The 25,137-nt window shown below is 55.8% G+C and carries 26 protein-coding genes and 1 tRNA gene; 15 read left to right on the top strand and 12 right to left on the bottom strand.

Translation table 11 applies throughout. From position 1 onward, the window contains the following. Positions 1–60: 60 nt before the first annotated feature. Complete coding sequence (locus GOV85_RS00580) at positions 61–861, bottom strand: DUF2059 domain-containing protein (RefSeq protein ID WP_171173973.1); 801 nt, start codon at positions 859–861, stop codon at positions 61–63. Further along, the gene (locus GOV85_RS00575) at positions 861–1,703 is read right to left on the bottom strand and encodes a DUF2059 domain-containing protein (RefSeq protein ID WP_171173971.1); all 843 of its coding nucleotides are present in this window, start codon (positions 1,701–1,703) and stop codon (positions 861–863) included. The genes GOV85_RS00580 and GOV85_RS00575 overlap by 1 nt, the downstream gene beginning before the upstream one ends. Before the next feature lie 123 nt (positions 1,704–1,826). Here GOV85_RS00575 and GOV85_RS00570 point away from each other — a divergent pair. The 9 genes from GOV85_RS00570 (at position 1,827) to GOV85_RS00530 (ending at position 10,570) form a co-directional block, all read left to right on the top strand. Then, positions 1,827–1,916, top strand: a tRNA-Ser gene (locus GOV85_RS00570). A 246-nt stretch (positions 1,917–2,162) separates the two neighbouring features. Beyond that, complete coding sequence (locus tag GOV85_RS00565; protein WP_171173969.1) at positions 2,163–2,687, top strand: hypothetical protein; 525 nt, start codon at positions 2,163–2,165, stop codon at positions 2,685–2,687. 195 nt (positions 2,688–2,882) lie between these two features. Then, a complete protein-coding gene (locus GOV85_RS00560) occupies positions 2,883–3,911 on the top strand; it encodes an alcohol dehydrogenase catalytic domain-containing protein (RefSeq protein ID WP_171173967.1) in 1,029 nt (342 codons plus the stop codon). Between the two features lie 73 nt (positions 3,912–3,984). Further along, a complete protein-coding gene (locus GOV85_RS00555; protein ID WP_171173965.1) occupies positions 3,985–4,860 on the top strand; it encodes a branched-chain amino acid ABC transporter permease in 876 nt (291 codons plus the stop codon). Between the two features lie 3 nt (positions 4,861–4,863). Beyond that, entirely contained in the window at positions 4,864–5,961 is a 1,098-nt protein-coding gene (locus GOV85_RS00550; RefSeq protein WP_171173963.1) for a branched-chain amino acid ABC transporter permease, read from the top strand. Beyond that, entirely contained in the window at positions 5,958–6,722 is a 765-nt protein-coding gene (locus GOV85_RS00545; protein ID WP_171173961.1) for an ABC transporter ATP-binding protein, read from the top strand. Before GOV85_RS00550 ends, GOV85_RS00545 begins: the two co-directional genes overlap by 4 nt. Further along, complete coding sequence (locus GOV85_RS00540; protein WP_171173959.1) at positions 6,719–7,492, top strand: ABC transporter ATP-binding protein; 774 nt, start codon at positions 6,719–6,721, stop codon at positions 7,490–7,492. The genes GOV85_RS00545 and GOV85_RS00540 overlap by 4 nt, the downstream gene beginning before the upstream one ends. 5 nt (positions 7,493–7,497) lie before the next feature. Next, positions 7,498–9,384: a long-chain fatty acid--CoA ligase gene (locus GOV85_RS00535; protein ID WP_171173957.1), complete on the top strand. Its 1,887-nt coding sequence runs from the start codon at positions 7,498–7,500 to the stop codon at positions 9,382–9,384. Positions 9,385–9,409: 25 nt separating this feature from the next. After that, entirely contained in the window at positions 9,410–10,570 is a 1,161-nt protein-coding gene (locus GOV85_RS00530; RefSeq protein WP_171173955.1) for an ABC transporter substrate-binding protein, read from the top strand. 66 nt (positions 10,571–10,636) lie between these two features. Here the strand turns inward: GOV85_RS00530 and rpsI are convergent, their stop codons facing one another. From rpsI to GOV85_RS00515, 3 genes are all read right to left on the bottom strand, one after another. Further along, positions 10,637–11,122 (bottom strand): 30S ribosomal protein S9, encoded by a 486-nt coding sequence (gene rpsI, locus GOV85_RS00525; protein ID WP_171090107.1) that lies wholly within the window; start codon positions 11,120–11,122, stop codon positions 10,637–10,639. Positions 11,123–11,128: 6 nt separating this feature from the next. Further along, positions 11,129–11,587, bottom strand: a complete 459-nt coding sequence (rplM, locus tag GOV85_RS00520) for a 50S ribosomal protein L13 (protein WP_170354147.1) — start codon at positions 11,585–11,587, stop codon at positions 11,129–11,131. 162 nt (positions 11,588–11,749) lie between these two features. Beyond that, positions 11,750–13,153 (bottom strand): PLP-dependent aminotransferase family protein, encoded by a 1,404-nt coding sequence (locus tag GOV85_RS00515; protein ID WP_171173953.1) that lies wholly within the window; start codon positions 13,151–13,153, stop codon positions 11,750–11,752. Between the two features lie 99 nt (positions 13,154–13,252). Between GOV85_RS00515 and GOV85_RS00510 the strand changes: the two genes are divergently transcribed. Then, positions 13,253–13,480, top strand: a complete 228-nt coding sequence (locus GOV85_RS00510) for a DUF1127 domain-containing protein (RefSeq protein WP_171173951.1) — start codon at positions 13,253–13,255, stop codon at positions 13,478–13,480. A 61-nt stretch (positions 13,481–13,541) separates the two neighbouring features. Here the strand turns inward: GOV85_RS00510 and GOV85_RS00505 are convergent, their stop codons facing one another. After that, a complete protein-coding gene (locus GOV85_RS00505; protein ID WP_171173949.1) occupies positions 13,542–13,985 on the bottom strand; it encodes a PaaI family thioesterase in 444 nt (147 codons plus the stop codon). Between the two features lie 58 nt (positions 13,986–14,043). Here GOV85_RS00505 and GOV85_RS00500 point away from each other — a divergent pair, with 58 nt between their 5' ends. The 4 genes from GOV85_RS00500 (at position 14,044) to gluQRS (ending at position 17,955) form a co-directional block, all read left to right on the top strand. After that, entirely contained in the window at positions 14,044–14,829 is a 786-nt protein-coding gene (locus GOV85_RS00500; protein ID WP_171173947.1) for an enoyl-CoA hydratase, read from the top strand. 255 nt (positions 14,830–15,084) lie between these two features. After that, positions 15,085–16,425 (top strand): methylenetetrahydrofolate--tRNA-(uracil(54)-C(5))-methyltransferase (FADH(2)-oxidizing) TrmFO, encoded by a 1,341-nt coding sequence (trmFO, locus tag GOV85_RS00495; RefSeq protein WP_171173945.1) that lies wholly within the window; start codon positions 15,085–15,087, stop codon positions 16,423–16,425. Between the two features lie 37 nt (positions 16,426–16,462). After that, complete coding sequence (locus GOV85_RS00490; protein WP_171173943.1) at positions 16,463–17,077, top strand: class I SAM-dependent methyltransferase; 615 nt, start codon at positions 16,463–16,465, stop codon at positions 17,075–17,077. After that, positions 17,074–17,955, top strand: coding sequence for a tRNA glutamyl-Q(34) synthetase GluQRS (gluQRS, locus tag GOV85_RS00485; protein WP_171173941.1), 882 nt, complete (start codon positions 17,074–17,076; stop codon positions 17,953–17,955). Before GOV85_RS00490 ends, gluQRS begins: the two co-directional genes overlap by 4 nt. Before the next feature lie 10 nt (positions 17,956–17,965). Here gluQRS and hisI read toward each other — a convergent pair whose 3' ends face one another. Continuing rightward, on the bottom strand, positions 17,966–18,337 hold the full coding sequence (gene hisI / locus GOV85_RS00480; RefSeq protein WP_171173938.1) for a phosphoribosyl-AMP cyclohydrolase: 372 nt from the start codon (positions 18,335–18,337) through the stop codon (positions 17,966–17,968). A 67-nt stretch (positions 18,338–18,404) separates the two neighbouring features. Here hisI and GOV85_RS00475 point away from each other — a divergent pair, with 67 nt between their 5' ends. Further along, positions 18,405–18,857, top strand: coding sequence for an iron-sulfur cluster assembly scaffold protein (locus tag GOV85_RS00475; RefSeq protein ID WP_171173936.1), 453 nt, complete (start codon positions 18,405–18,407; stop codon positions 18,855–18,857). Positions 18,858–19,230: 373 nt separating this feature from the next. Here the strand turns inward: GOV85_RS00475 and GOV85_RS21665 are convergent, their stop codons facing one another. From GOV85_RS21665 to GOV85_RS00455, 5 genes are all read right to left on the bottom strand, one after another. Next, entirely contained in the window at positions 19,231–19,353 is a 123-nt protein-coding gene (locus GOV85_RS21665; protein WP_256368504.1) for a hypothetical protein, read from the bottom strand. Between the two features lie 112 nt (positions 19,354–19,465). Continuing rightward, a complete protein-coding gene (gene recG, locus GOV85_RS00470; RefSeq protein WP_171173934.1) occupies positions 19,466–21,556 on the bottom strand; it encodes an ATP-dependent DNA helicase RecG in 2,091 nt (696 codons plus the stop codon). After that, positions 21,553–23,805, bottom strand: coding sequence for an NAD-dependent DNA ligase LigA (gene ligA / locus GOV85_RS00465; protein WP_171173932.1), 2,253 nt, complete (start codon positions 23,803–23,805; stop codon positions 21,553–21,555). The genes recG and ligA overlap by 4 nt, the downstream gene beginning before the upstream one ends. A gap of 123 nt (positions 23,806–23,928) precedes the next feature. Then, positions 23,929–24,645 carry a response regulator transcription factor CtrA gene (gene ctrA / locus GOV85_RS00460; RefSeq protein ID WP_171173930.1) on the bottom strand — a complete coding sequence of 239 codons (717 nt, stop codon included), beginning with the start codon at positions 24,643–24,645 and terminating at the stop codon, positions 23,929–23,931. Between the two features lie 70 nt (positions 24,646–24,715). Continuing rightward, on the bottom strand, positions 24,716–25,024 hold the full coding sequence (locus GOV85_RS00455) for a DUF1153 domain-containing protein (RefSeq protein ID WP_171173928.1): 309 nt from the start codon (positions 25,022–25,024) through the stop codon (positions 24,716–24,718). Between the last annotated feature and the right edge of the window lie 113 nt (positions 25,025–25,137).

Here is a 25,137-nt window from a genome sequence, read left to right as displayed (position 1 = left end):
GACCGGCCGGGATGCGCGCTTATCCATAGAATAGGCGGGAAAGTCAACACCAAAGCAGCATCACAACTCAGAGGCCCTGAGAGTGCGCGCAACCGCTTGCCCCAATTGGTAAGAAATATCGTTGAACATGCGGTCAAAGCCCTCAAAAAGCGCGTCGTTCAGAGCTTGCCCAGTTTCCGTTCTTGAAAAGGCGATGTTCTCACGCATCTGCGCCTCGTCCAACGGACGATAGGCCAGCAACAAAAACGCATAAAGCCAGGCTTCGGTGTCTTCGGTCCGGCTGTCCTTTTGCGACAAAAGCTCGGCCAACAGGCCCTGCGTGTCGGCGCTTGAATCAACATCAAGCCCGCGAAAAAAGTTGTAGTCCGATGTCAAAGAGCCCTGAACGTTCTTTTCAATCAGTTCGTTCACTTCGATATATTCCTCAACCAAAGCAAACCTAGCTGTTGCGCGCTCGGTTGCTGCAAACGCATCACGGGCCATTTCTTCGATCGTGGGATCCGACATGGCCTGGCGGGCCGAGTTTTCAAGCGTCACTATGGTCCGACCAAGGTCGCTTTCAAAAAACACAATGGCCTGATCAAGTTGCGTGTCCGACATGCCGGTCTCAAACGCTTCGGTCAAATGGTCCTGCATCCAGATCGGGTCATAGATGTCTTGCACTTGGGCCTCAAAGAACGCACCCCCCGCATTGTTCAAAAGCGTTTCATCGAGATTTTTTCGGTGCTCCTGTCCTTCAAGCACCAAAATCTCCATCACCTCAGCCAAATGCATTGCCTGCGCCAACCGATCGATCTTTTCGTTAGCCGATGCAGGCAATCCTAAAACGGCAAGGGCCAAAGCAAGCAAAAGACGCCGCATCAAATATCCTGAGCGGGATGCAGATCAGCCATCCGCGCGGCAAGAACCTCGAAGCGCCGGGCCATGATCTCGAATTGAATGACATTCAAAAGCTCATAGACTTCCTGCATCAACGGCTGTTCCAGCGCTTCGACATATGCGTTGACATCCTCGTCCGAAAAGTCCTGGTACGTATAAGCCGCGCCTGCAAGGCTGGAGAGTTGCAGAGACTGGCGCATCGCAGGTTCATTTCTTTTCAAAAGCTCCCGCAAGCCTTCCGCATCCGTCTGCAATTCGATCACGCCCGATGCGCTGGCGGCCAGAAGGAAGCGCAGCTGTATTTCCTGCCACGCCCGAAGCGCTGTGCCGGTCGAATCAATCGCCGCATTCATACGCTTGAAGCTTTCGACCCTCTGAGACCCGTCCTTGATCAAATCCGAAATGATCTGCTGGCCTTCCAATTGCTTGGCCTCGTCGTCTTCATTCATGTGCGAGTCGTTTTCGACCGCAACCAGACGCTGCCCCAGATCGGACGCATAGAATTCAACCGCATGTGCCAAGGCCTTATCGGTTAGCGTTTCCTCAAGAATGGAAACAGCTGTCTCATGCATGGCATCGACATCGAATACTTCATCTGTCAGGCGTGCCCAATCCGAGCCGAACCCGTCCGGGTCAATGCCAAGCATCTCAGGCGCAGAACGAGAGCTGAGCGTGATGCTTTCCAGCGCCACATCAAATCCGGTTGTGGTCAGAAACGCCTCGATCCGGTCCCGGTTGGCCGCAAACAGGGGCGCGACCGCCAAAACAAGCGTCAAGGCTGCCAAGAAAAGCAGAGATGTTACGCGATGTGCAAGCTGTGTCATGGCAATTAGAGTAGGCGTTTTCCGCCCGCAGGCAACGGAAAAACCCGGCTTTGACAATTTCTGGAATTTTCTGCTTGCACCCCTGCCCGTTCCTTACTAAATCCCCCCCTCACAGACCCCCGCGGAGAGGTGCCGGAGTGGTCGAACGGGGCGGTCTCGAAAACCGTTGTGGGTGCAAGCCCACCCAGGGTTCGAATCCCTGTCTCTCCGCCACTCCCCGGCTTGGCCTTGAATTCAAAAGTTGTGCAGAGAATTGCTCTGGCTTTTAGTGGGGCAAGCGGATGGCTGCGCAATTGCAATGCGCGATTTCCCAAAGCAGCGTGATGTTGCCGTATGCAATGCCTTGTATCAGCGTAGGCTGGCTCAAACCTCTATTCTGCTGAGAATTCAAAGGAATTCCCCTTTGTCATTGCGTTAGTCTTCAGGCATCCCGGCGACACAAATTCAAAGGAGATTCATATGTCGCGCACTCTTATTTTGGCCGTCATCATCGCTGTAATCGGCGTTGGCGGCTACTATTACCTCAACCAACCCGAACCTACTCCGGCAGAGCGTTTGCAAACAGCCGCAGAGGAAGCTGGCGATGCCTTGACCGACGCTGCCTCTGACGCTCAAGACGCTGTGTCAGAGGCCGTTAAAACCGCAACGGAACAAGCCTCTGAGGCGGCTGCATCAGTGGCCGATCAGGCAGCCGAAGCGGCATCGTCGGTCGCGGATCAGGCGTCAGAAGCTGCGCAACAGGCGGGCGATCAGGTCGCCGCGCTGACCGATCAAGGGCAGGAGTTGCTGAATTCCTGGATTCAGGAAGGCAAGCTAAACCCAGCCAATTTCGACTATGACGGGATCATGGCTTCGCTGGAAGAAAGCACTCTGGCGGCCGACCTGAAAAAGCAGGCGATCCAGATCGTAAACGATATCAAAGCGTCGCCTGAGACCATCGCTCAGAAAATCCAGGAACTGACCAACCTGTTGACACAACAATAAAATACTTGGGGTCGACCTTGTGGTTTGGCCCCACCCTATGGGCGCATCTTAGGTGCCCCCACGTTATTTCGGCATTGAATTGACGCCCCGAGCGGCTTTTGATTGGCTCATTCCAAAGCTCGGCACGCGCCACGCCTGTTAAGGGTACGTGTTTAATACGGCGATTTCGACTTCAGATTTGTTGAGGATGACCAAATGACAGAACTGCCACAGACCATGTTTGCCACTCTATTAAAACATGAAGGATATTCTGGCACATCCAGCGGGCCAGCCATATCTGACGCAGCCGAATGGTTGGAACCCGCAGAGATACCCGTGCCACAGCCTGGCCCTGGTCAGGTTCTGATCAGATTGAGAACCGCATCGGTCAACCCGTCCGACTTGCATTTCATCAAGGGCGAGTACGGCCAACCTCGCGTAAAGGGATCCCCTGCAGGTTTCGAAGGATGCGGTGATGTTGTGGCCACCGGAAACGGTGCCGAAGCCCTGCAAGGTCAGCGGGTTGCCTTTGTTGCTGCCGGATCGGGGGCCTGGGCGGAATATGTTGTCACGCAGATGCAAATGTGCATTCCGTTAAGGCCGGATATCTCGGACGATGACGGGGCCGCGCAGATCGTCAATCCGCTGACCGCGATGGCGATGGTAGACATGGCCAAGGCCGACGGCGACGCGTTTGTCGTGTCTGCCGCAACCAGCCAGCTTGGAAAACTGATGTGCAGCCTTGGGCGTGATCTTGGGCTGAAACCCATTGCGCTCGTGCGGCGCGCGGAGACCGTTGAGACGTTGAAAAGCCTCGGCGCTGCCGAAGTCCTGGTGACGACAGATTCAGATGTTGTTGAGCAATTTGCCGGACTGAGCACGTCCATGAAGCCACGCGTTTTCCTTGACGCCGTGACTGACCAACTGTCGGAACAATTATTCTGCGCCATGCCAAACCGAGCGCGTTGGATCACCTATGGCAAGCTTTCGACCGAAGCGCCGACGCTCACCCAAACCGGCCAGTTGATCTTTATGGGCAAGCGGATCGAAGGTTTTTGGCTGACGCAATGGATGATGTCGACGCCACCGGCCGATCAGATGCGGGTGGTGGCCGAGGTTCAGGCGCGTTTTGCAGACGGGCGCTGGAAAACAGATGTTTCTGAACACCTTACACTCAGAGATCTGGTGCCAAATTTAGCCAATGCGCTGAAAAAGAGTGACGGAAAGGTGATAATCACGCCATAGTAGAAGAACCCCACGCACCCCGAAGACTTGCGTGAGGCTGACGGCACCTGTTGCTCGTTGGAGGGAGGACAGTTTGGATAACGCACAGCTGCTGATCAGCGGACTGGCGAATGGCTGCGTCTATGGCCTGATCGCACTTGGCTTTGTTCTGATCTACAAGGCGACCGAAGCGGTGAATTTCGCGCAGGGTGATTTCATGATGCTGGGGGCCTTTGTGACTATCGGCCTGACGAATACTGAATATATGGGCCTGCCCTTCTGGCTCGCCCTGCCGATCTCACTGGGGATTATGGGTGCCTTAGGCTATCTGCTGGATCGGCTGATTATCCGTCGATTGTTCGGTGAAAGCCAGACCGCAGTCGTCATCCTGACCATCGCTTTGGGGTTCGTGATCCGCTTTGTTGCGGGGTTGATCTGGGGGCACGAGCCGCAAACGCTGCAAAACCCGCTTGCCGGTAAAGAGGTCCGCTTTGGCGGTCTGGTTCTGGGGATGGAAGATGTGGCGGTGATTGTTGTTACGATCCTTCTGACCGGGGCGCTTTATGTCTTCTTCAGCCGCACAAAACTAGGCCTTGCAATGCAGGGCGCGTCGCAAAACCAATTGGCGGCCTATTACATGGGCATTCCGGTCAAACGCGTTCAGGGCTTTATCTGGGCACTGGCCGGGATCGTTGCCGGGATCGCCGGTATCCTGTTTGCCGCCAAGGGAGCGGTGGACCCGACCACCGGTTTGCTGGGCATCAAGGCCTTTGCAGCAGCGGTCATTGGCGGCTTTGGCAGTCTGCCGGGCGCATTGGCCGGAGGGCTGATCGTCGGTGTGATTGAACCCTTTGCCAGCCGCTATATTGCCGCGGGTTACAGCCAGGTCGCGCCCTATGCTCTGCTGCTGGCCGTGCTGATTTTCCGGCCCAACGGGCTGTTCAGTCAGGTTCGGGTTAAAAAGGTCTGACTCATGCGGATCGTGTTTAAAACCAACTACATGCAGGATATCCGGCCTTGGAAAGACCGGTATCAACTGTGTCTTTATCTGATCCTTCTGGCCGTCGTTGCAGCGGCCCCATGGTGGCTGGACGCATTCTATCTGGGTGAACTGACAAATGTTTTAATCTGGACCATTGCTGGGCTGGGCCTGATGATCCTGACCGGCCATACCGGGCAAGTCAGTCTGGGACATGCCGCTTTTCTGGCTTTTGGCTGCTATGCCAACGTTGCACTGATCGAAGCAGGGGTTCCCTTTCTGGTCGCTTTCCCACTGGCAGGAATACTGACTGGCATCGCGGGCGTGACAGTTGCCATCCCTGCCTTGCGCCTTCACGGTATCTACCTGGCCATCTTCACCATGGCCCTTTCGATCCTGATGGATGACATCATCGTTCTGTCTGAACCCATCACTGGAGGCGTCGCAGGCAAGTATGTCGGCGGGGTCGAGATCTTTGGCCATTTGGTAGATCGCTGGGGTACGCCGGATCTGTTCTTTTGGCTGGTTCTAACCGTAACGGTTCTAGTCACCTTGGGCTATATCAACCTGCTGCGAGCACCGCTGGGGCGCAGTTTTATCGCTGTGCGTGACTCAGAGGTTTCGGCTCAGGCGATGGGCATCGACATTGCGCGCACCAAAATGATCTCATTTGCCTTGTCCTGTACTGTGACGGGCTGGGCCGGGGCTTTGATGGGGCTTTTTGCCGGTGCCTTCAACAATGAAACCTTCAGTGTTCTGATCTCGATCCAGTTGCTGATGATGATCGTGATTGGCGGACTGGGGTCGATCCACGGGGCATTTCTGGGTGCGATCGTGATCGGGTTCCTGCCGCAATTCCTTTCGATCTCTAAAGAATATGTCGGAGCCTTGTTCGGAGGAAACACAGTCGCCATTCCAGGCCTGGAATTCGGAATCTTTGGCATGATCCTGATTGCCTTCATCCTGTTCGAACCCATGGGCCTTTATGGTCGCTGGCTAAAGATCCGCACTTGGTTCGAGTTGTTCCCCTTCTACCGCAAGGACATGTTCAAACGGCAAAAATCTTATCTAAAGACAGAGCGTCTAAGATGAGCCTGCTGGAGTTTGAAAACGTAACCCTGAAGTTCGGCGGCCTCACTGCGGTCGATAACCTATCGTTCGAAGTGCTGGAGGGCGAGGTTTTTGCCATCGTCGGCCCCAACGGTGCTGGCAAATCGACTGTATTCAACCTGATCTCGCGGTTCTACGAGCCCTACGCCGGGTCGATCCGGTTCGACAGCCATGATCTGCTACGTGTCAAACCCTCGGGCGTTGCAACCTTTGGCGTGGCACGGACGTTCCAGAACATCGAACTGTTCGAGCACGCAACCGTTCTGCAAAACCTTCTGGTTGGGCGGCATAGGCATCGACAAACAAATCTGCTTTCCGAGCTTTTGTTCCTTCCGTCCGCCCGACGGCAGGAAATCGAAAACCGCGAGAAGGTCGAAGAGATCATCGATTTCCTCGATCTTCAGGCCTATCGCGACAAGATGATCGCAGGGCTGCCCTATGGCGTGCGAAAAGTGGTTGAGGTCGCGCGCGCACTGGCAACTGATCCCAAACTGCTGTTGCTGGACGAACCCGCCTCAGGCCTGTCGGTCGAAGAAACCAGTGACATGCGGTGGTGGATCGATGACATCCGGCGTCAGATGGGCATCACCGTGCTGATGGTGGAACATGACATGGGCCTGGTCTCGGGCGTGTCAGATCGGGTTTTGGCCATGGCAGACGGCGCTGAACTGGCATTGGGCTCTCCGGCGCAGGTGCAGGCCCACCCGGCTGTTATCGAAGCGTATCTGGGAAAAGCTTCATGACCGAGCCGATCCTGAAAATACGCAATGTCGAAAGCTTTTATGGCCCCATCATGGCCATTCGCGGGGTTTCATTGGATGTGCACAAGGGGCAGATCGTGTCGATCCTCGGGGCCAATGGCGCGGGAAAGACGACGCTGATGAAAACCGTGTCGGGCGTGATGGACCCGGAAAAGGGACAAATCACCTTTGATGGTCAAGACATTCAGGGGGCCGAACCACATAAGGTCGTGCAACGCGGGATCGTGCATATCCCCGAAGGGCGCGAGGTCTTTCCCCTTCTGACTGTTGATGAAAACCTCAGCCTTGGTGCCTATTCCCGCAAGGACAAAGACCAGATCGAGCAGGATCGTGAACTGGTCTTTAGCTATTTCCCCGTCCTCAAAGATCGACGCGGGCAAGAGGCTGGCACACTGTCAGGCGGTCAGCAGCAAATGTTGGCGATCGGACGTGGGCTGATGGCCCGTCCTCGCATCATGTTGCTGGATGAGCCATCACTGGGCCTGTCGCCGATGCTGGTGCAAGAGATTTTTGAGATCCTCAGGCGCCTCAACCAAGAACAGAAGATGACCATGATGCTGGTCGAACAGAACGCTCATGCGGCACTGGATCTGGCCCATCATGGCTATGTGATGGAGGTTGGACGCATCGTCATGGACGGTAGCGCCGAGGCTTTGTTGAAATCCGAGGACATTCAGAACTTCTATCTTGGTGTGCGTGAAGACGGCGCGCGGGAAAACCGGCGCTGGAAACGGAAAAAGACGTGGAGGTAAGACGGATGGATGCCAGCCCCCTGCCCCCGCAGACCACAATCAACGGCGTGCGCTTTAACGCAACAACAGGTCAAAGGCCGCTGCGGGTGGACGGCTGCATCACCATAAGCGAGCTGTTTCAACACCGCTGCGCCGAGCTGGGCGAACGCACCGCGCATCGGGAAAAAGATCTAGGCATTTGGAGATCCTATTCATGGGCCGATTACTGGCAACACGCCAAATGGATTGGTTTGGCGCTACGGAAACTGGGGCTGGAACGGGGCGATGTGGTCTCGATCCTATCCGAGGATCGCAAGGAATGGGCGTGGTTCGACATGGGTATTCAGGGCGTCGGGGGGATAGCCTCGGGCGTTTACACCACCGATTCCGCCAGTCAGTTGCAATACCTGATCAATGACAGTGGCAGCAAATTCCTGATTGTCGAAGATGAAGAACATCTGGACAAGTTCCTGGAAATCGAATCCGAAGTTCCGGACCTGATCAAGGTGATCATTCTGGAAGACGAAGGTCTGCACGACCTCAAGCACCCACGCTGCATGATGATCGACGACCTTTACGCGCTTGGCCGAGAGGCAGAAACAGCCGATCACGGGCGGTTCGAGGCCGAAATCGCGCTGGCGAAACCGCAGGATACGGCGCTGCTTGTCTATACCTCTGGCACCACAGGACAGCCCAAGGGCGCGATGCTGAGCCACGAGAATATCCTTGCTGCCATTGAATCCGGCGCGCGGGCCTTACCGGTTCTTGCCAGTGATGAGCAGCTTTGCTTCCTGCCGCTGTGTCATATTCTGGAACGGGACGTGTCGGTCTATTTCCCGCTTGCGGCCCGCTGCACTGTGAATTTCGCGGAAAGCCCGGAAACCGTATTTGCGAACCTGCAGGAGGTCTCGCCCTCGACCTTCACGGCTGTGCCGCGCGTGTGGGAAAAGATTTATGCGCATGTGCAAATTCTGACGCAGGAGGCCACACCGTTGGGGCGCGCGGCCTTTGGGATAGCATTGAAAGCAGGCGCTCGCCGCGCCGAATACAGGGCGGCAGGGAAACACGTTCCGATCGGTATCGCGGTGCAGTTCTGGATATGGGATCAACTGGTTCTGAAGAACCTGCGCCGTATGCTGGGCATGGACCAACTGCGTCGTGGCGGCACCGGAGCTGCGCCGATTTCGACTGACTTGCTGAAATGGTACTGGGCCATCGGAGTACCTTTGGTCGAAGGTTTTGGGATGACTGAAACCGCCGGGTTGGCCACGCTCAACACCGTTGAAAGCAACAGGATCGGGACCATCGGCCAAGCCGTCGAAGGCTGCGACATCCGTATCTCAGAAGACGGTGAAATCCAGCTGAAAGGCATGAACATTTTTCAGGGATATTGGCGCAACAATGCCAAGACGGCTGAGACATTTACCGCTGACGGCTGGCTGCGCACGGGGGATATGGGGCATGTCGACAAGAACGGTTACGTCACCATAACGGGCCGCCTTAAAGACATTATCATCACCGCGGGTGGTAAGAACATTACCCCAGCCGAGATCGAAAGCCGGTTGAAGTTCAGTCATTATATTTCTGACGCGATCCTGATTGGTGACAGGCGCAAATACCTTACGGCTCTGATCATGATTGATCAGGAGAATGTCGAGAAATTTGCACAAGACCGCAAAATTCCTTTTTCGAATTTCGCCTCACTCTGTGCCGCGCCCGAAATCCGCGATCTGATCGGCGCCGAAGTTGCGGCTGTGAATACCCAATTTGCACGGGTCGAACAGATCAAGGATTTCCGGCTGATCGACGTGCTTTTAACAGCCGAAGACGATGAACTGACCGCTACGATGAAGCTGAAACGGGGTTTGGTGGAAAAGAAACACGGACATCTGATTGAAGACATGTACAGTTAGACAAGGGAATTTCGGGAGGAGAGAAATGAGAGAGTCATTCAAACTATTGGCTGTCGCCACGGCCTTGACCGCCTCGGCGACCATAGGTTTGGCGCAAACCCAAGGCGTAACCGACGATGAAATCGTGATCGGGTCGGTCAACGATCTGAGTGGTATCTTCGCAGCCGTGGGCGTTCCGGCCACCAAAGGCGCAAATGTTGTGTTTGACCGTGTCAATGCAGCCGGAGGCGTGCACGGGCGACAAATCCGCTTTGTCGTCGAAGACAATGGCTATCAGATGCCGCGTGCAATGCAGGGTTACAACAAACTGCTGAACCGGGACAAAGTGTTTGCGATGCTGCAATCACTGGGCACACCGATGAACATGGCCGGCTTCAAACTGCTGGATCCAAAGGGAATTCCGAACGTTGCCCCCCTGACGGCGGCGCGGCAGATGTTGCAAGAGCCTATGCGCAACAAGTTCACCTCATTCTCGACTTACTATGATCAAGCCCGCATTGGCGTGAAATACCTCGCAGGTGAATTTGGATCACAAACCGTTTGCACGATGTACCTGCCTACCGATTTCGGCGAAGAAATTCTTGAGGGCAGCCAGGCCGGGGCTGAAGAGGCCGGGATCACATTTGGATCCGAGACCACTCATAAACCAGATGAGACCGATTTCGTGGGTTCGCTCAGTAAACTCAAGGAAGAAGGTTGTGACATTGTCACGATGGCGCTGGGCGTTCGTCAGGCGATCACTGTGGTGGGTACTGCCAAGAAGATGGGCCTGACGGATATGAAATTCCTGGGCACCTCGGCCAGCTTCCTGACAGTCGTGGCGCAGGTTCCCGGAGGCGTGACCGACGGCTTCTATGCCGCCGCCTCGTGGCAGGATCTGTGGGCCCGCGCCGATGAGCCCGCCCCCGCCGCGTTCATCGAAGAGTACAAGGCCGCCACGGGTGAAGATCCGGTTGGGTTTGCAATGCTGGGCTATTCCGCCGCCGAGATGATGGTCAAAGCGCTGGAGGCCGCAGGTCCTGATCTGACCCATGACAGTTTCATCGAGGCCATGGAATCGCTGGACTATCAGGACGATCTGGTCGGCAACCACATCACCTATGGGCCGGATGATCATCAAGGCGCGGATACCGTGTTCGTCAATGTTGTTGAAAACGGCGCGTGGAAGCTCGTCTACGAAGAATAAGTCGCAGTAAATGCAACGAAAAAGGGCTCGCAGATGCGAGCCCTTTCTTTTGGATTGTCCCGGCGATTAACGCTTCGAGAACTGGAACGAACGGCGGGCTTTGCGCTTACCGAATTTCTTACGTTCCACAACGCGGCTGTCGCGGGTCAGGAAGCCTGCGGCTTTCAGAGCGCCACGCAGGTTCGGATCGTACAGTTGCAGCGCTTTCGAGATGCCGTGCTTGACCGCACCCGCCTGACCGGTCAGGCCCCCGCCTTTGACGGTTGCGACAACGTCGAATTCACCTTCAACACCAGCAACCTGGAACGGCTGGCGCAGGATCAGCTGCAGAACCGGACGCGCAAAATACTTGTCCTGGTCTTTGCCGTTTACGGTGACCTTGCCGGAACCCGGCTTGATCCAAACGCGCGCAACAGCGTCTTTACGCTTACCGGTGGCGTAGGAGCGGCCCAGCTCGTCACGTACGGGTTCACGCACGATGACTTCTTCGGCCACGGTTTCAACGCCTGCGACGGCGCTCAGCTCTTCGAGAGTATTGATCTGATCAGCCATCGGTCATTAGCTCCGGGTGTTTTTCTTGTTCATGGACTTAACGTCCAGAACTTCAGGGGCCTGGGCTTCGTGCGGGTGCTCGGCACCAGCATAAACGCGCAGGTTGGTCATCTGCTTGCGCGCCAGACGGTTGCCCGGCAGCATGCGCTTGACCGCTTGGGTCACGACGCGCTCGGGGTGTGCACCCTCAAGGATCTGCTGTTTGGTGCGCGACTTGATGCCGCCCGGGTGGCCAGTGTGCCAGTAGAAGTTTTCTTCGCGCTTCTTGCCGGTCATCTGGATTTTGTCAGCGTTGATCACGATGACATTGTCGCCCATGTCCATGTTCGGGGTGAACGACGCTTTGTGCTTGCCACGCAGGCGCATGGCGACGATCGAGGCAAGACGGCCCAGAACAACGCCCTCGGCGTCGATCAGGATCCACTTCTTGTCGATGTCTGCAGGTGTTGCAGAAAAGGTTTTCATGGCAGGATAGTCCTGTTTGATGTGAAAGACCGCCCCAAGACAGAGCGGCCCGAATTCGATGGTGGGGTTCTATGGGGTGGCCGTGCGCACGTCAAGCGCAGTAAATCAGTTTTTCACAAGTAAAAACAATGTCTTGCAAAATAGGTATTATTTTACCCCAATCTAAACGCTGATTTGCTCGGGTGGATTGTCCAGTAACGCACGCAGCCGAAGCATTGCGTCCTCGAACCGTTGCAACGAGACATGCCCGTTCATTGCAATGCGAACCGCATTTGGTGCACGGCCATCGCGCAAAGCGAATTCGTCCGCCGAACGCAATTGTATTCCTTCACGCTCTGCCGCCCGGCTGAAGGCCGCTGCCCGCCACCCAGATGGCAGGTTTAGCCAGACAAACGGTACGTCTGGTGCCCACGTGAGGTCAAAACCACCCAACGCGTTCACCGTAACGCGTACATATTCGCCCATTCGGGTTCTGACATCTTTGGCGATCTGCCGCGTACGGGGATCAGACAAAAGCAATCGGGTGAGCTCTGCCAACGGCTGCGCCAGCCCAAAATACCCGTACTCTGCCGAGCGTCTCAGATCCACACTTCGCTCTTTCGGGGCAATGGCAAACCCGACGCGCAGTGATGGCGTCAGCACTTTTGAGATCGACGATACATGCCAGCCCCGCTCGGGCGCCAAGGCACGATAGCTGGGCTCTTTAGCCTCACCCATTCGGTAACAATCATCTTCAACGATCTGCAAATCGAATTTTCGCGCGACTTCAACTACCTCTTTGCGACGCTCGAGCGGAGTGTGCAGCGCGGTCGGGTTCTGCACCTCGGGTGAAACGCAAATCGCCTGCGCGGGTGTCTGCCGCAAAACATGTTCCATCGCGGTGGGGTCGATACCCCATTTATCCATCCGAATGCCAACCACCTCAGCCCGCATCAATTCACCCGCACGTCGAAAGCCGGCGTAAGACAGGTCTTCGACCAAAACGACCGGCTTGGGACCTTGAAGGATGCTTTGAAACACAAGACACAATCCGTTCTGCCCCCCATGAGTCAGTACAATGTCGTCATCCGTCAGCGGACCCAGCGGTAAATCCGACAGCCACTCGACCACCGCCTGGCGCATTGGCTTATAGGCATCGCGGGTTGGATAGTTCATAAATAATGCGGGATCGGACTGCGCAACTTTCTGCAAACACTCCCGTATCAACGACACCTGCCCCATATCCGCCAATCTTGGACTGAACAGGCTGACGTGATTGGCATTCTGTGCTTCGGCCAAATGCAACTGACGTGACCAGACATCATCCAGAATCGGGGATTTCGGAGGGGCTACAAATGTACCACGTCCGACCTCTGCTTGTAACAAGCCTTCATCCGTCAAAATCGTATAGGCCCGTGCAACAGTACCCGGTGTGATCTGCAATCGATACGCCAGTTCGCGCACCGGCGGCAGCTTAGATCCGATGTCTAACGCTTTGCTCTCAATTGCTTTTCGTATTGTGTCAGCAACCAAAGTATACTTTGGCCCCTTGGCTTTCGGCAACTCTTCCGGCCAAATTGTATCCATTACAATTCTTCCTTTGATTTTGACACAATATTGAATGTATCAACATCTTGTACCGAATATCACTGCTTTGTGTCAATACAATTTGAAAGGAACTCTGAGATGACACGCACAATGCACAACCCCGCCCTTATACTGCTGAACGCCAGCCCTCGGCTGCCGCTGATCGCTGTGCTGGCCGTGCGGTTTGCGGCTGCGGTCACTCAATGGGAACGCCGCCGTCGCAGTCGCGTCAATCTGGGCAATCTGGATGATCGGCTGTTGAAAGATGTTGGCCTGACCCGCACGCAGGCGGACCGTGAAGTAAAACGGTACTTCTGGCAGATCTGAATCATCCCCAGTCCCAATTATTGGGACCTCTTCCTGGGCCGGGGCCAGTCCCCGGCCTTTTTTAGCCGAACCGCGCCGCGGCCGAGCCTGCCGGTGGAATGGAATACGTCATGCTGGCCCGCGCAACCGGCTCGTCCATGCCTTCGGAATAGATCAAAACATCGCCGACGGCCAATGTTCGACCTAACTTAAGCAATCGGCAAGTCGCAATCAGATCGGCGCCACCTGCGGGTTTGCGAAGAAAATCCAGCGAACTGCTGGTCGTCACCGCCAGGGATTGCCGCCCTTTTCGCGCCAAAACCATAGCGTACACACTGACATCCGCCAGACCAAACATGGACGGGCCAGACACTGTGCCCCCGGGGCGCAGGTGCCGGTCCTGGACCACAAGGCGCATGGTAATGTTTTCTTCGGCCAGTTCTTCGACAACAAAATCCTCATGAACCTGAGGAAACACCTCTTTTAGGTATTGCGACAGTTCATCCCTGTTCATTGCCAAAGCCATACTTTCCCTCCTGCTCTTCCCGACCTAGAGTTGGCCCAACTTGGGATCGGAGGGCAAGATGGCAATTCTGGAACGTAACGACACTGGCGCGGTGGCACGGCTTACAATGAACGCGCCCGAGCGGTTGAACGCGCTGAGCGAAGAGATGCTGGCTGCGCTTCAGGATGAACTTGACGCTTTGCGCGATGACAGGTCCATCCGCGCAGTGATCTTATCAGGCGCTGGAAAGGCTTTTTGTGCCGGGCACGATCTGAAGCAAATGACAGCCGGACGTCAGTCCGAAGATGGGGGCAAAGCCTATTTCCAGGATTTGTTTGCGCGCTGCGCCCGGATGATGATGTCAATCCAGTCGCTTCCTCAACCCGTTATCGCTCAGGTCCATGGCATTGCCACCGCCGCCGGGTGTCAGCTGGTTGCGACCTGCGACATGGCTGTTGCAGCCGAGGGTACGCGCTTTGGCGTGAACGGGGTCAATATCGGGTTGTTCTGCTCGACACCAATGGTGGCGCTCAGCCGCAATATTCCTAGAAAGCAAGCTTTTGAGATGCTGACGACAGGCGCGTTCATTTCAGCCGAAAGGGCCGCAGAACTTGGGCTGATCAACCGCGTCGTTTCGGAATCGCAGCTGGACCATGAAGCCAATGCATTGGCTGAGCTTGTAGCCTCAAAGCTTGGCGTTGCCGTGAAAATCGGAAAAGAGGCGTTTTATCAACAACTTCAGATGCCCCTGGATCAGGCCTACACCTATACCGGAGAGGTAATGGCGCAGAATATGTTGCACCGGGACACAGAAGAAGGCATTTCCGCCTTTATTGAAAAGCGCCCCCCCAATTGGACCCAATGAGGCAATTGTTTTGCACATTTTTTGCCACTGTTTTGATTTTTGCACTTTTCAAAACGGCGACTCTGTGGCAAAGCTGGGTCGAGGCTGAGGCCTCAGGACACTTTTGGGTCGCCGTGGGCGGAAGGTCCCTCCAGCTGGTCTCTCTCACCAGCGCTGACATTCCCGCACCGGCGACCCCAAGACCCCCCTTTAAAATTAGCGAAACTGGCGCTGGCTGAGTTGCGCCCGATTGTGGTCTGTCCTATGTGGCAGCGCATGACACAAGTTTTGCACATTGTAGGCGGCGGCATGGCCGGATCCGAGGCGGCGTGGCAAGCGGCGGAAATGGGCGTTGACGTGGTGATTCACGAAATGCGCCCAACCGTTGGTACCTTTGCCCATCAAACCGGCAATCTGGCTGAAATGGTCTGCTCGAACTCGTTCCGGTCAGATGATGACGAACAGAATGCTGTGGGCCTGCTGCATTGGGAAATGCGGGCTGCCAACGGGCTGATCATGACAACGGCCGACGCCCATCGCCTGCCCGCAGGAGGGGCGCTTGCGGTGGATCGTGACCCTTTTGCCGAAAGCGTCACCGCAAAACTCCGCGCCCACCCACGCGTTTCGGTCACGGATGAAGAAGTGACCACCCTACCCGATGACGGCCAATGGATTTTTGCAACAGGGCCCTTGACCTCGCCAGCACTGGGCGAAGCGATCCGCTCGGAAACTGGTGCCGAGGCGCTGGCCTTCTTTGATGCCATTGCGCCCATCGTTTATGCCGAGAGCATCGACATGTCGAAGGCCTGGATGCAGTCGCGGTACGACAAAGGCGAAACAGAAGAAGAGCGCACAGCCTATCTGAACTGCCCGATGGACCGTGATCAGTACGAGGCGTTCATCGACGCACTTCTGGCTGCTGACAAGACCGAGTTCCACGAGGGCGAAACAGCCGGTTACTTTGACGGCTGCCTGCCCATCGAGGTCATGGCAGAACGCGGGCGCGAAACCTTGCGCCATGGTCCTATGAAACCGGTCGGCCTGACCAATTCACATGCACCGGACGTCAAACCTCATGCCGTGGTGCAGCTGCGCCGCGACAATGCACTGGGCACGTTGTTCAACATCGTGGGTTTCCAAACCAAGATGAAATACGGTGCCCAGACCGAGGTGTTCCGAATGATCCCCGGCCTGGAAAGCGCCAGCTTTGCTCGCTTGGGCGGCATTCACCGCAACACATTCATCAACTCACCCACGTTGCTTGACGCGCAGATGCGACTGAAATCCAAGCCGAATATCCGGTTCGCCGGGCAGATCACGGGCGTCGAGGGCTATGTCGAAAGCGCCGCAATGGGTTTGCTGGCAGGGCGTCTGGCAGCTGCAGAGATACTTGGGCGTGATCTGCCGGACGTGCCGCAGGACAGCGCAATGGGCGCTTTGATTCATCACATTACCGGCGGGGCCGAGGCCAAGACCTTTCAGCCGATGAATGTGAATTTTGGTCTATTCCGTCCGGTGGATGGTCTGAAAGGTGGGCGGCGAGGCCGGAAGGACCGGTACAAAGCCTATACAGACCGCGCCAAGTTGGAATGGAGCACCTGGTTGGAGCATTGCTGACTGGACGCACAATACGGTCTCGGCCTAGCATGCAGGTATGACCGACAAGTTCCTAGACAGCACCTACAACCTCGACACACCACAAGAAACAGAATCGCACTACAAGAACTGGGCGGCGACCTATGATAAAGAGGTCGAAGATCATGGATATGTCACGCCAGGTCGCGTGGCGGCGGCGTTGTGGTCTGCCCACCCCCACCCTGAAACCCCGGTGCTGGACTTTGGATGTGGAACCGGAATGTCCGGTCAGGCTTTGCGCTCAGTCGGGTTCGAGACTATCGATGGCATGGATCCCACTCCCAAAATGCTGGAAGAGGCAAATGCTAAGGGTGTGTACAGAAAGCTGACCGGCTTCGATATCACCAAGCCAGCTCCGCTCAAACGTGGTGCATATTCGATTGTCACAGCCATCGGTGTCATCGGTAAGGGCGCTGCCCCGGCAGAGACAATCGACGCTTTGATGCATGCTTTACCCAAAGGAGGGCTGTTTGCGTTTTCTTTGAATGATCACGCGCTGGCAGATCACACTTTCACCTGCCGCGTTACGGATTGGGTCGACATGGGGGCCGCACGTTTGCTATTTCGTGAACATGGGCCGCATCTACCCGGAATCAACCTTAACGCTGACGTGTATATAATAGAAAAAGCGTGACTTTCCTGACGCGCTTTGCGCCATCTCCAACCGGGCCACTTCATCTGGGCCACGCTTATTCCGCATTGATGGCCAACGACATGGCCAAAGCTGAAAGTGGTCAGTTCCTGCTGCGGATCGAGGATATCGACCAATCCCGTTCGCGACGGCATTGGGAGGATCAGATATATGATGATCTGACCTGGCTGGGCCTGAATTGGCCACGTCCTGTTATGCGCCAATCGGATCGCATGGCGGTTTACGATGCCGCCCTGGATCAACTCTGGGCGCGGGGCTTTCTGTATCCCTGCACCTGCAACCGCAAAGATATTGCCGCTGCAGCCAGCGCTCCGCAGGAAGGCGCACCGCTGCACGGGCCTGACGGAATAATCTATCCCGGGACCTGTCGTAAATCCAATGCAAGCAAAGATTTAACCCAACACCTTCGCCCAAAACACGAAGCTGTACGGCTGGACATTTCCAAGGCTTGTCAAGCGATTCAGGAGAGGTCCAGACTTCAGTTCACTGAACTCGGTTCCGGCCCCGACGGGGAAACAGGTGTAATCACCTTCACTCCGGATGAGATGGAAACAACCGTCGGAGATGTTGTTCTCTCCCGCCGCGACATGGGCACGTCTTACCATCTGTCCGTTGTCCTGGACGACGCGGCGCAAGGAATCACGCGTGTTGTTCGGGGTCGGGATCTGTTCGAAGCGACCCGCATCCATGTTCTGCTTCAGGTTCTATTGGATTTACCAACGCCCGAGTATTTTCACCACGATCTGATCCGTGATGATGCAGGCAAACGATTGGCCAAGCGCGACGATGCGCGTGCGATCGCAAAATATCGCGCTGAAGGCGCCAGCCCCGCTGACATTCGGCGTATGGTCGGGCTTTGATCCGGCGCGCTTATTCCATCGGAGCCATCAATTCTGTCTCGGCCCCGTCACGAACTGCAGTATAAAAGCAGGTCCGGCGATTTGTGTGGCAAGCAGCCCCGGTCTGACGCACCAGTACCAGAAGGCAATCGCGGTCACAATCGATCCGAAAATCCACAAGCTCTTGTGTGTGGCCTGATGTTTCGCCCTTGATCCAGAAAGACTGACGAGACCGCGACCAATAGGTCACCCTGCCCGTTTCCAGCGTCTTTTCAACGGCCTGAGCATTCATCCAGGCCATCATCAGAACCTCGCCAGACGCGTCATCCTGTGCGATTGCGGGGATCAGGCCCGCCTCATTATATTTTAATGTCGATGGGTCAAATATGACAGGCTCAGTCATCTCGAAAAACCTTTTGCATCCGGTGGGCTGGCCACTATGTATGAGGAACACACGACGAGGGAAAGCCATGAGCGGCGAGAACGACCTGATAAAGCTGTATTCCGGGCGCATTCTAGCGCTGGCGGCAGATATTCCGCATCTTGACCGTCTGGACGACCCAGATGCAACGGTCAAGAAACGGTCACCGCTGTGCGGCTCGACCGTGACAGTGGATGTCAAGGTTCAGAACGGCCGGGTGCGTGCCTTTGGTCAGGACGTCAAAGCCTGCGCCTTGGGTCAAGCTTCTGCCGCGGTCGTGGGGGATGCGATCATTGGCGCGACGCGTGCTCAGGTCGAAGCTGCTCGCGATCAGTTGGCTGCAATGCTGAAAAAAGATGGACCTGCCCCAGATGCTCCCTTCGACGGGCTCGAAGTCCTTATGCCGGCACGGGATTATAAGAACCGGCACGCCTCGATCCTTCTGGCACTGGATGCCACAGCCGAGGCCATGGCACAGGCCGAACAGGCCCATTGCGCATAAACTTGGCAAATTGAAGTAAACCTATTCCGCCTCAAGTCAGATTTCAGGAGGAATGGGTTAGAACAATCTGCGAGAGCATTTCGTCACGCTTTGGGTTGTTATTGACCCGATCGGGATAATAGCTGTGTTTGTCGCGCTCAACTCTGTCCTGTCCGCGCTGCTTGGGATCTTCAAAACTGGTCTGCTGTAAAAAAACCGCCGCTCCTTCCGGGCGAAAGGGCGGCGGCAGGCATTGCGTGTCTCGTGTGGGGTCCGGTTCACCGCGCGGGGCCGAGGCATGGCCCCTCAAGGGGTTTAGGACAGGCAGGTCACCCTTGACTGAAATGGGGATGACAGCGCGGTTTTTTCGGCACGAGATCGCAGGCAGAAAGGCTTAGAAACCAACCGGCAGGTGCAAAGCTACCATCAGGATCACGACCAAAGACATCACGCCAACCGCATCCTGAAAAATGGTCGATTGCGCGCGGGTGAAAGCGGTCTTGATCTGGGTCAGCATAGGGTCACCTCCGGTCAGAACTTTAATCCTTTGTTGACCTTTTGTTCTCATATTTAACCGAGTCGGTAAAGAACTTTTTAAGAACATTTGTGAACTTTTTAGAACACTTCACCTAACCCACTGAAATTAAACGGATAGCCTGATCTTGTTTCATCAACCACAAAAGAACACGCGCGGCACGGCCCCGTTCCGACGTCAGTTTCGGGTCTGCATTCAGCAATGCGCGCGCATCTGATTGGGCGACAGCCATCAACCCGGCCTGACGTTCAAGATCGGCGATATGGAACTTAGGAAGGCCGGATTGTGCGGTCCCGATCAGATCCCCGGCCCCGCGCATTTCAAGATCGGTTTCGGAAATGCGGAACCCATCCTCGGTTTCACGCAAAACCTCCAGCCGTCTGCGCCCACCTTCGCTGAGCGGCGGTTGGTACATTAGCAGGCAGGTTGAGTCCGCATCGCCACGCCCCACACGCCCTCGCAATTGGTGTAACTGCGCAAGCCCGAAAATCTCGGCCCTTTCAATCACCATGATCGTGGCATTGGGAACATTGACCCCAACCTCGATCACAGTTGTCGCCACCAGAACCTTGGTGTCACCGTTCTGAAACGCGCTCATCGCCGCGTCTTTGTCAGTGGGCGGCATCTGCCCATGGACCAGCCCCACAACGCCTTCCCCCAGAATAGCGCGCAGACGTTTGAACCGTTCTTCGGCAGCGGTCAGGTCTGAAACCTCGGATTCATCAACCAATGGACAGACCCAGTAACACTGTCGCCCCTCTTCAATCGCGCGGCGAAGATGCGACACGACCTCATCCATACGCTGCGTGCTGACAATCGCCGTTTTGATCGGTTTTCGCCCGGGCGGTTTTTCGTCCAGAACCGAGACATCCATATCCCCATATTGCGCAAGCGCCAGGCTTCGCGGGATTGGAGTTGCCGTCATCACAAGAACGTCGGCACCCTGCCCTTTTTCCGACAGTTCCATCCGTTGCCGAACACCAAAGCGGTGCTGTTCATCGACGATGGCCAAGCGCAGAGCCTTGAACTCCACGTCACTTTGAAACACCGCATGGGTGCCGACCAGTATCTGAATACTACCTTGTTTCAGCGCCTCAAGCTTGGCACGACGCTCAGCACCCTTATCTCGCCCCGTGAGCAGTTCCAAAACCACCCCGGCCTCTTCGGCCAGCGGGCGCAACCCTTCCAGATGTTGGCGCGCCAGTATCTCGGTCGGGGCCATCATCACACCCTGCCCGCCTGCTTCAACAGCGATCAAAAGCGCCATGAAAGCCACCAGGGTCTTGCCTGCACCCACATCGCCCTGAAGTAGACGGTTCATCCGAGCGTCCGAAGCCATATCCGCCGCGATCTCTTCGATCGCGCGGCTTTGGGCCCCGGTCGGATGATAAGGAAGGCTGGCCAACACCTTGGATTGCAACCTCCCGGTCGCGACACTAACAATTCCACGAGATTTACGTTCCCGTTGGCGGGCCAATGCCAGGGTCAACTGATGCGCAAATAATTCGTCATAGGCCAAACGCTGCCGCGCGGGTGCAAAGGGAGCGACATCATCTGCCCCCTGCGGATTGTGACCGGCGCGAATGGCTGAAGCCCAATCCGGCCAATTTTGTTGCGCCACCTGAGCGGGGTCGATCCATTCCTCAAGCTCAGGCGCCCGCGCCAACGCGCTGCGACTGGCCTTGAACGCGGTTTTCTGGGTCAGCCCTTGTGTCAGATGGTAAACAGGTTCAAATTCCGGGATCTCTCGGGCCTTTTCTACTGGCAGCATATGATCCGGATGCACCATTTGGGTCATACCGTCGAACAATTCCAACTTACCGGAAATCACCCGGCGCGATCCCTCAGGCAGCACCTTTTTCAGATAATCTCCGCGCGCATGAAAGAAGACCAACTGAAAATCGGCCTGACTGTCTTCGACATGAACACGATAGGCCCCACCCTTACTGCGTGGCGGGCGATGCGTGCCCACAGTGACCTCAACTGTCAACGTGGAAGGCAAATCAGCGCCTTGGATCGTATCACGCCTACGACGGTCAACCACTGCGTAGGGCAAACCAAACAAAACATCGCGCGGACTTTCCACGCCGGTCTGCGCCATGACTTGCGCGGTTTTGGGACCGACACCATCGAGCGTCTCCAAATCCGCAAAAAGCGGAAAAAGCTGTTCCGGCCGTCCGCTCATGCGCCTTCGATCAGCTGCAACCAGCCATCCTCGTCCAAGGTTTCGATACCCAGTTCTGCGGCCTTTTTGGCTTTCGATCCGGCACCCGGTCCTGCAACCAAAATATCAGTTTTCTTGCTGACAGATCCCGAAACTTTCGCACCCAATGCCTCGGCCCGAGCCTTAGCTTCAGCTCGCGTCATCTTTTCCAGCGTCCCGGTAAACACCACGGTTTTTCCTGCCACCGGGCTGTCCGATGCGGGTGCATCCGGAGCAATGACGGTCAACTCCTGTCGTAGCGTATCAAATGCGCGCCTCTCTTCCTCATTTGCAAAAGCATCTGAAAGGGAAAGGCCAAGCGTCGCGCCGATCCCATCAATCCCGATCAGATCAGCCCAGGCTGCATTGGCCTCTGAAGAAACGCAGGCCGTTGCGATAGCCGCATCACGCACTTCCTTGACGCGGGCACGACGGCCCTCGGTCGCCGCTGTCGCTCGTTCCGCATCTTCGGCCTCATCGGCTTGCCGCTGCGCCAAAGCCGCCGGGCGAGCAGCATCCAACGCCTGCGCCATGGCATCCCACTCACGGTAATACAACGCCAAATCGCGCGCGCCAACTTCGCCCACATGCCGAATACCCAAGGCAAACAGTAGGCGCGCAAATGGAATTTTGCGTTTTTCGTCAATCGCAGCAAACAGATTTCCGGCCGAGGTCTCGCCCCATCCATCCCGGTTTTTCAACCGGGCCAGATTACCGTTGTCGCGCTGTTCCAATGTGAAGATGTCAGCAGGGGTGTTAATCGGAAGGACCGGGTCATCGTAAAACATTTCAATCTGTTTTGCGCCCAAGCCTTCGATATCAAACGCCTTGCGAGACACAAAATGTTTTAATTTTTCTACCGCTTGCGCCGGACAAATCAAACCGCCCGTACAGCGGCGCACGGCATCGCCTTCCTCGCGAATAGCCGCACTACCGCATTCAGGACATTCTTGCGGAAACGGAAATGTCTCAGTGTTCTCAGGGCGTTTGGTCAGATCGACATCGGCAACTTTCGGGATCACGTCACCCGCGCGATAAACCTGTACCCAGTCCCCGACACGTATATCCTTGCCTTCTCGGATCGTACTGCCCTTGGCATCGCGCCCGGCAATGTAGTCTTCGTTATGCAAAGTGGCATTCGAAACCACAACGCCGCCAACTGTCACTGGATGCAAACGGGCCACGGGGCTGAGCGCACCAGTGCGGCCAACTTGAATGTCGATTGCCTCTAGCCTCGTCCAGGCCAGTTCGGCGGGGAACTTATGCGCAATTGCCCATCGCGGCGTAGTAGAGCGAAACCCCAAACGCGCCTGAAGCGACAAATTGTTGACCTTGTAGACAACCCCGTCAATGTCATATCCCAAGGTGGACCGTTGCGCCTCGATTTCCCGATAGTGCGCGATCATCTCTTGGGTCGTCTGACATAGGCGCGTCAGTGTATTTGTCGAAAACCCAAGAGATTGCAGTCGCTCAATCGCACCCAATTGTGTGTCTGCCAAGGGTTCGGACACCTCACCCCACGCATAGGCAAAAAACTTTAGGGGTCGGGATCGCGTGATTTCCGCATCTATTTGCCGTAAAGACCCGGCCGCTGCGTTACGTGGATTGGCAAAGGGCTTTCCACCTCGTTCTGCTTGCCGCGCATTCAGCGCCTCGAAATCGGCATGAGACATATAGACCTCGCCACGGACCTCAAGCACTTCGGGCGCGCCATTCAACTGCTGAGGAACATCCGAGACGGTACGCGCATTCGCCGTCACATTCTCGCCGACCTCACCGTCCCCTCGCGTCGCGGCCTGAACAAGTTGGCCGTTTTCATAGCGCAAGGACAGCGACAGACCGTCGATCTTTGGTTCAGCCGTGAAAGACAATGGCTCATCGGAGCCCAGACCCAGGTACTTTCGAATCGATCTGTCAAAATCGGCCACGTCCTCGTCATCGAAGGCATTGCCCAGCGACATCATTCGAACAGCATGCGTTACCTTCGAAAACCCGTCCGCTGCCTTGGCGCCGACTTGGTCCGACGGGCTGTCGTCACGTTTGAGGTTGGGAAATCGCGCCTCAATCTCAGAGTTTCGGCGCTTCAACGCATCGTATTCCGCATCCGAAATTTCAGGCGCGTCTGACCCATGATACAGCGTGTTTGCCCGAGACAGCACAGCCGCAAGGCGCGCCAATTCGGCGCGCGCTTGGTCTTCGGTCAGATCAGATATGGAATTGGAGTTGCTCATGGCCTCGCCCTGTCACGCGTTCTTGGACCTCAGTGATAGGGCGAGGCCATGGCCAGGTCCAGACGTGCTGAGCCGTGAGTGTAAAGTGCCGCCCTGGACCACCAGCGGCACGGGTGGTTCCAATCAGAGGCCGACAGCCATCCGCGTCTCGTCGAGAGTATTGCTTTGCGGATCGCGCAGCACATAGCCACGCCCCCAGACGGTTTCGACATAATTCTCGCCGCCGGTCGCATTGCTGAGCTTTTTGCGCAGTTTGCAGATGAACACGTCGATGATCTTCAGTTCAGGTTCATCCATGCCGCCATAGAGGTGATTCAGGAACATCTCTTTGGTAAGGGTCGTGCCCTTACGCAAGCTAAGCAGTTCAAGCATTTGATATTCCTTGCCGGTCAGATGAACAGTCTTTCCGTCCACCTCAACGGTTTTGGCATCCAGGTTTACCGCAACTCGACCGGTGTGAATGATGGACTGCGAATGCCCCTTCGACCGGCGGATAATGGCGTGAATACGCGCTACCAGTTCTTCGCGGTGGAAGGGTTTGGTCAGGTAATCATCCGCTCCAAAACCAAAGCCTTTGATCTTGCTTTCAGTGTCATCGGCCCCTGACAGAATCAGAATCGGTGTCTCAACCCGTGCGATACGTAACTGGCGCAGCACCTCGTGCCCGTTCATGTCCGGCAAGTTCAGATCCAGCAAAATTAGATCGTAATCATAGAGTTTCGCCAGATCGATTCCTTCCTCGCCAAGATCCGTTGCATAGACGTTGAGGTTTGCATGCGTCAGCATGAGCTCAATGCTTTTAGACGTGGTCGGATCATCCTCGACAAGAAGTACGCGCATTTTTTACTGCTCCAATTCGGTCAACAATTCCAATTAAAAATAAACCTGAACAAGAATGGTTAATCTGACGTTACCGTTGAATCAGTTTTTCACACTCTCCCTTAGGTTGTCGATATTTTTTTAGGGCTGTGGCTTTCAGTGCTTCGGCACCATGTTCCGCAACAAGAGACACCCAGCCATTGAACTCCTCATCACTGATCCCGTAATTTTTCTTGGCATCAGACAAGCTGATCAGGCCGTAAAGCACGCCACGCACAACCAAAATCTTGCGTGAGGCCACCCAACGCCGTGTATCAGAAGGTGGCAGATCAGCGCGTGTCAGAATGGTACCGTCAGGCAATGTCACAGACCGAGGGCCTTCCACTTTGTGCAAAAACATCTTTCAACCCTTTTCTTACTGCATCACAGCTGACATCAGGCTACTTAAGAGCGCGTGAAACCGCCCCTTGAGAATGTTTAGAATTTTCTTATATTCCGGCGGTCTTCCTTAAC

Source organism: Ruegeria sp. HKCCA4633 (genome assembly GCF_013034605.1).
Lineage (GTDB): Bacteria > Pseudomonadota > Alphaproteobacteria > Rhodobacterales > Rhodobacteraceae > Ruegeria.
The sequence above is the reverse complement of the archived record's forward strand: the minus strand, read 5'-3'. Positions and strand labels throughout refer to the sequence as shown.

Coding starts and splice junctions, on each gene's coding strand:
- GOV85_RS00580 (WP_171173973.1), bottom strand. CDS start 861: ATGCGGCGTCTTTTGCTTGCTTTGGCCCTTGCCGTTTTAGGATTGCCT.
- GOV85_RS00575 (WP_171173971.1), bottom strand. CDS start 1,703: ATGACACAGCTTGCACATCGCGTAACATCTCTGCTTTTCTTGGCAGCC.
- GOV85_RS00565 (WP_171173969.1), top strand. CDS start 2,163: ATGTCGCGCACTCTTATTTTGGCCGTCATCATCGCTGTAATCGGCGTT.
- GOV85_RS00560 (WP_171173967.1), top strand. CDS start 2,883: ATGACAGAACTGCCACAGACCATGTTTGCCACTCTATTAAAACATGAA.
- GOV85_RS00550 (WP_171173963.1), top strand. CDS start 4,864: ATGCGGATCGTGTTTAAAACCAACTACATGCAGGATATCCGGCCTTGG.
- GOV85_RS00545 (WP_171173961.1), top strand. CDS start 5,958: ATGAGCCTGCTGGAGTTTGAAAACGTAACCCTGAAGTTCGGCGGCCTC.
- GOV85_RS00540 (WP_171173959.1), top strand. CDS start 6,719: ATGACCGAGCCGATCCTGAAAATACGCAATGTCGAAAGCTTTTATGGC.
- GOV85_RS00535 (WP_171173957.1), top strand. CDS start 7,498: ATGGATGCCAGCCCCCTGCCCCCGCAGACCACAATCAACGGCGTGCGC.
- GOV85_RS00530 (WP_171173955.1), top strand. CDS start 9,410: ATGAGAGAGTCATTCAAACTATTGGCTGTCGCCACGGCCTTGACCGCC.
- rpsI (WP_171090107.1), bottom strand. CDS start 11,122: ATGGCTGATCAGATCAATACTCTCGAAGAGCTGAGCGCCGTCGCAGGC.
- rplM (WP_170354147.1), bottom strand. CDS start 11,587: ATGAAAACCTTTTCTGCAACACCTGCAGACATCGACAAGAAGTGGATC.
- GOV85_RS00515 (WP_171173953.1), bottom strand. CDS start 13,153: ATGGATACAATTTGGCCGGAAGAGTTGCCGAAAGCCAAGGGGCCAAAG.
- GOV85_RS00510 (WP_171173951.1), top strand. CDS start 13,253: ATGACACGCACAATGCACAACCCCGCCCTTATACTGCTGAACGCCAGC.
- GOV85_RS00505 (WP_171173949.1), bottom strand. CDS start 13,985: ATGGCTTTGGCAATGAACAGGGATGAACTGTCGCAATACCTAAAAGAG.
- GOV85_RS00500 (WP_171173947.1), top strand. CDS start 14,044: ATGGCAATTCTGGAACGTAACGACACTGGCGCGGTGGCACGGCTTACA.
- trmFO (WP_171173945.1), top strand. CDS start 15,085: ATGACACAAGTTTTGCACATTGTAGGCGGCGGCATGGCCGGATCCGAG.
- GOV85_RS00490 (WP_171173943.1), top strand. CDS start 16,463: ATGACCGACAAGTTCCTAGACAGCACCTACAACCTCGACACACCACAA.
- hisI (WP_171173938.1), bottom strand. CDS start 18,337: ATGACTGAGCCTGTCATATTTGACCCATCGACATTAAAATATAATGAG.
- GOV85_RS00475 (WP_171173936.1), top strand. CDS start 18,405: ATGAGCGGCGAGAACGACCTGATAAAGCTGTATTCCGGGCGCATTCTA.
- GOV85_RS21665 (WP_256368504.1), bottom strand. CDS start 19,353: ATGCTGACCCAGATCAAGACCGCTTTCACCCGCGCGCAATCGACCATT.
- recG (WP_171173934.1), bottom strand. CDS start 21,556: ATGAGCGGACGGCCGGAACAGCTTTTTCCGCTTTTTGCGGATTTGGAG.
- ligA (WP_171173932.1), bottom strand. CDS start 23,805: ATGAGCAACTCCAATTCCATATCTGATCTGACCGAAGACCAAGCGCGC.
- ctrA (WP_171173930.1), bottom strand. CDS start 24,645: ATGCGCGTACTTCTTGTCGAGGATGATCCGACCACGTCTAAAAGCATT.
- GOV85_RS00455 (WP_171173928.1), bottom strand. CDS start 25,024: ATGTTTTTGCACAAAGTGGAAGGCCCTCGGTCTGTGACATTGCCTGAC.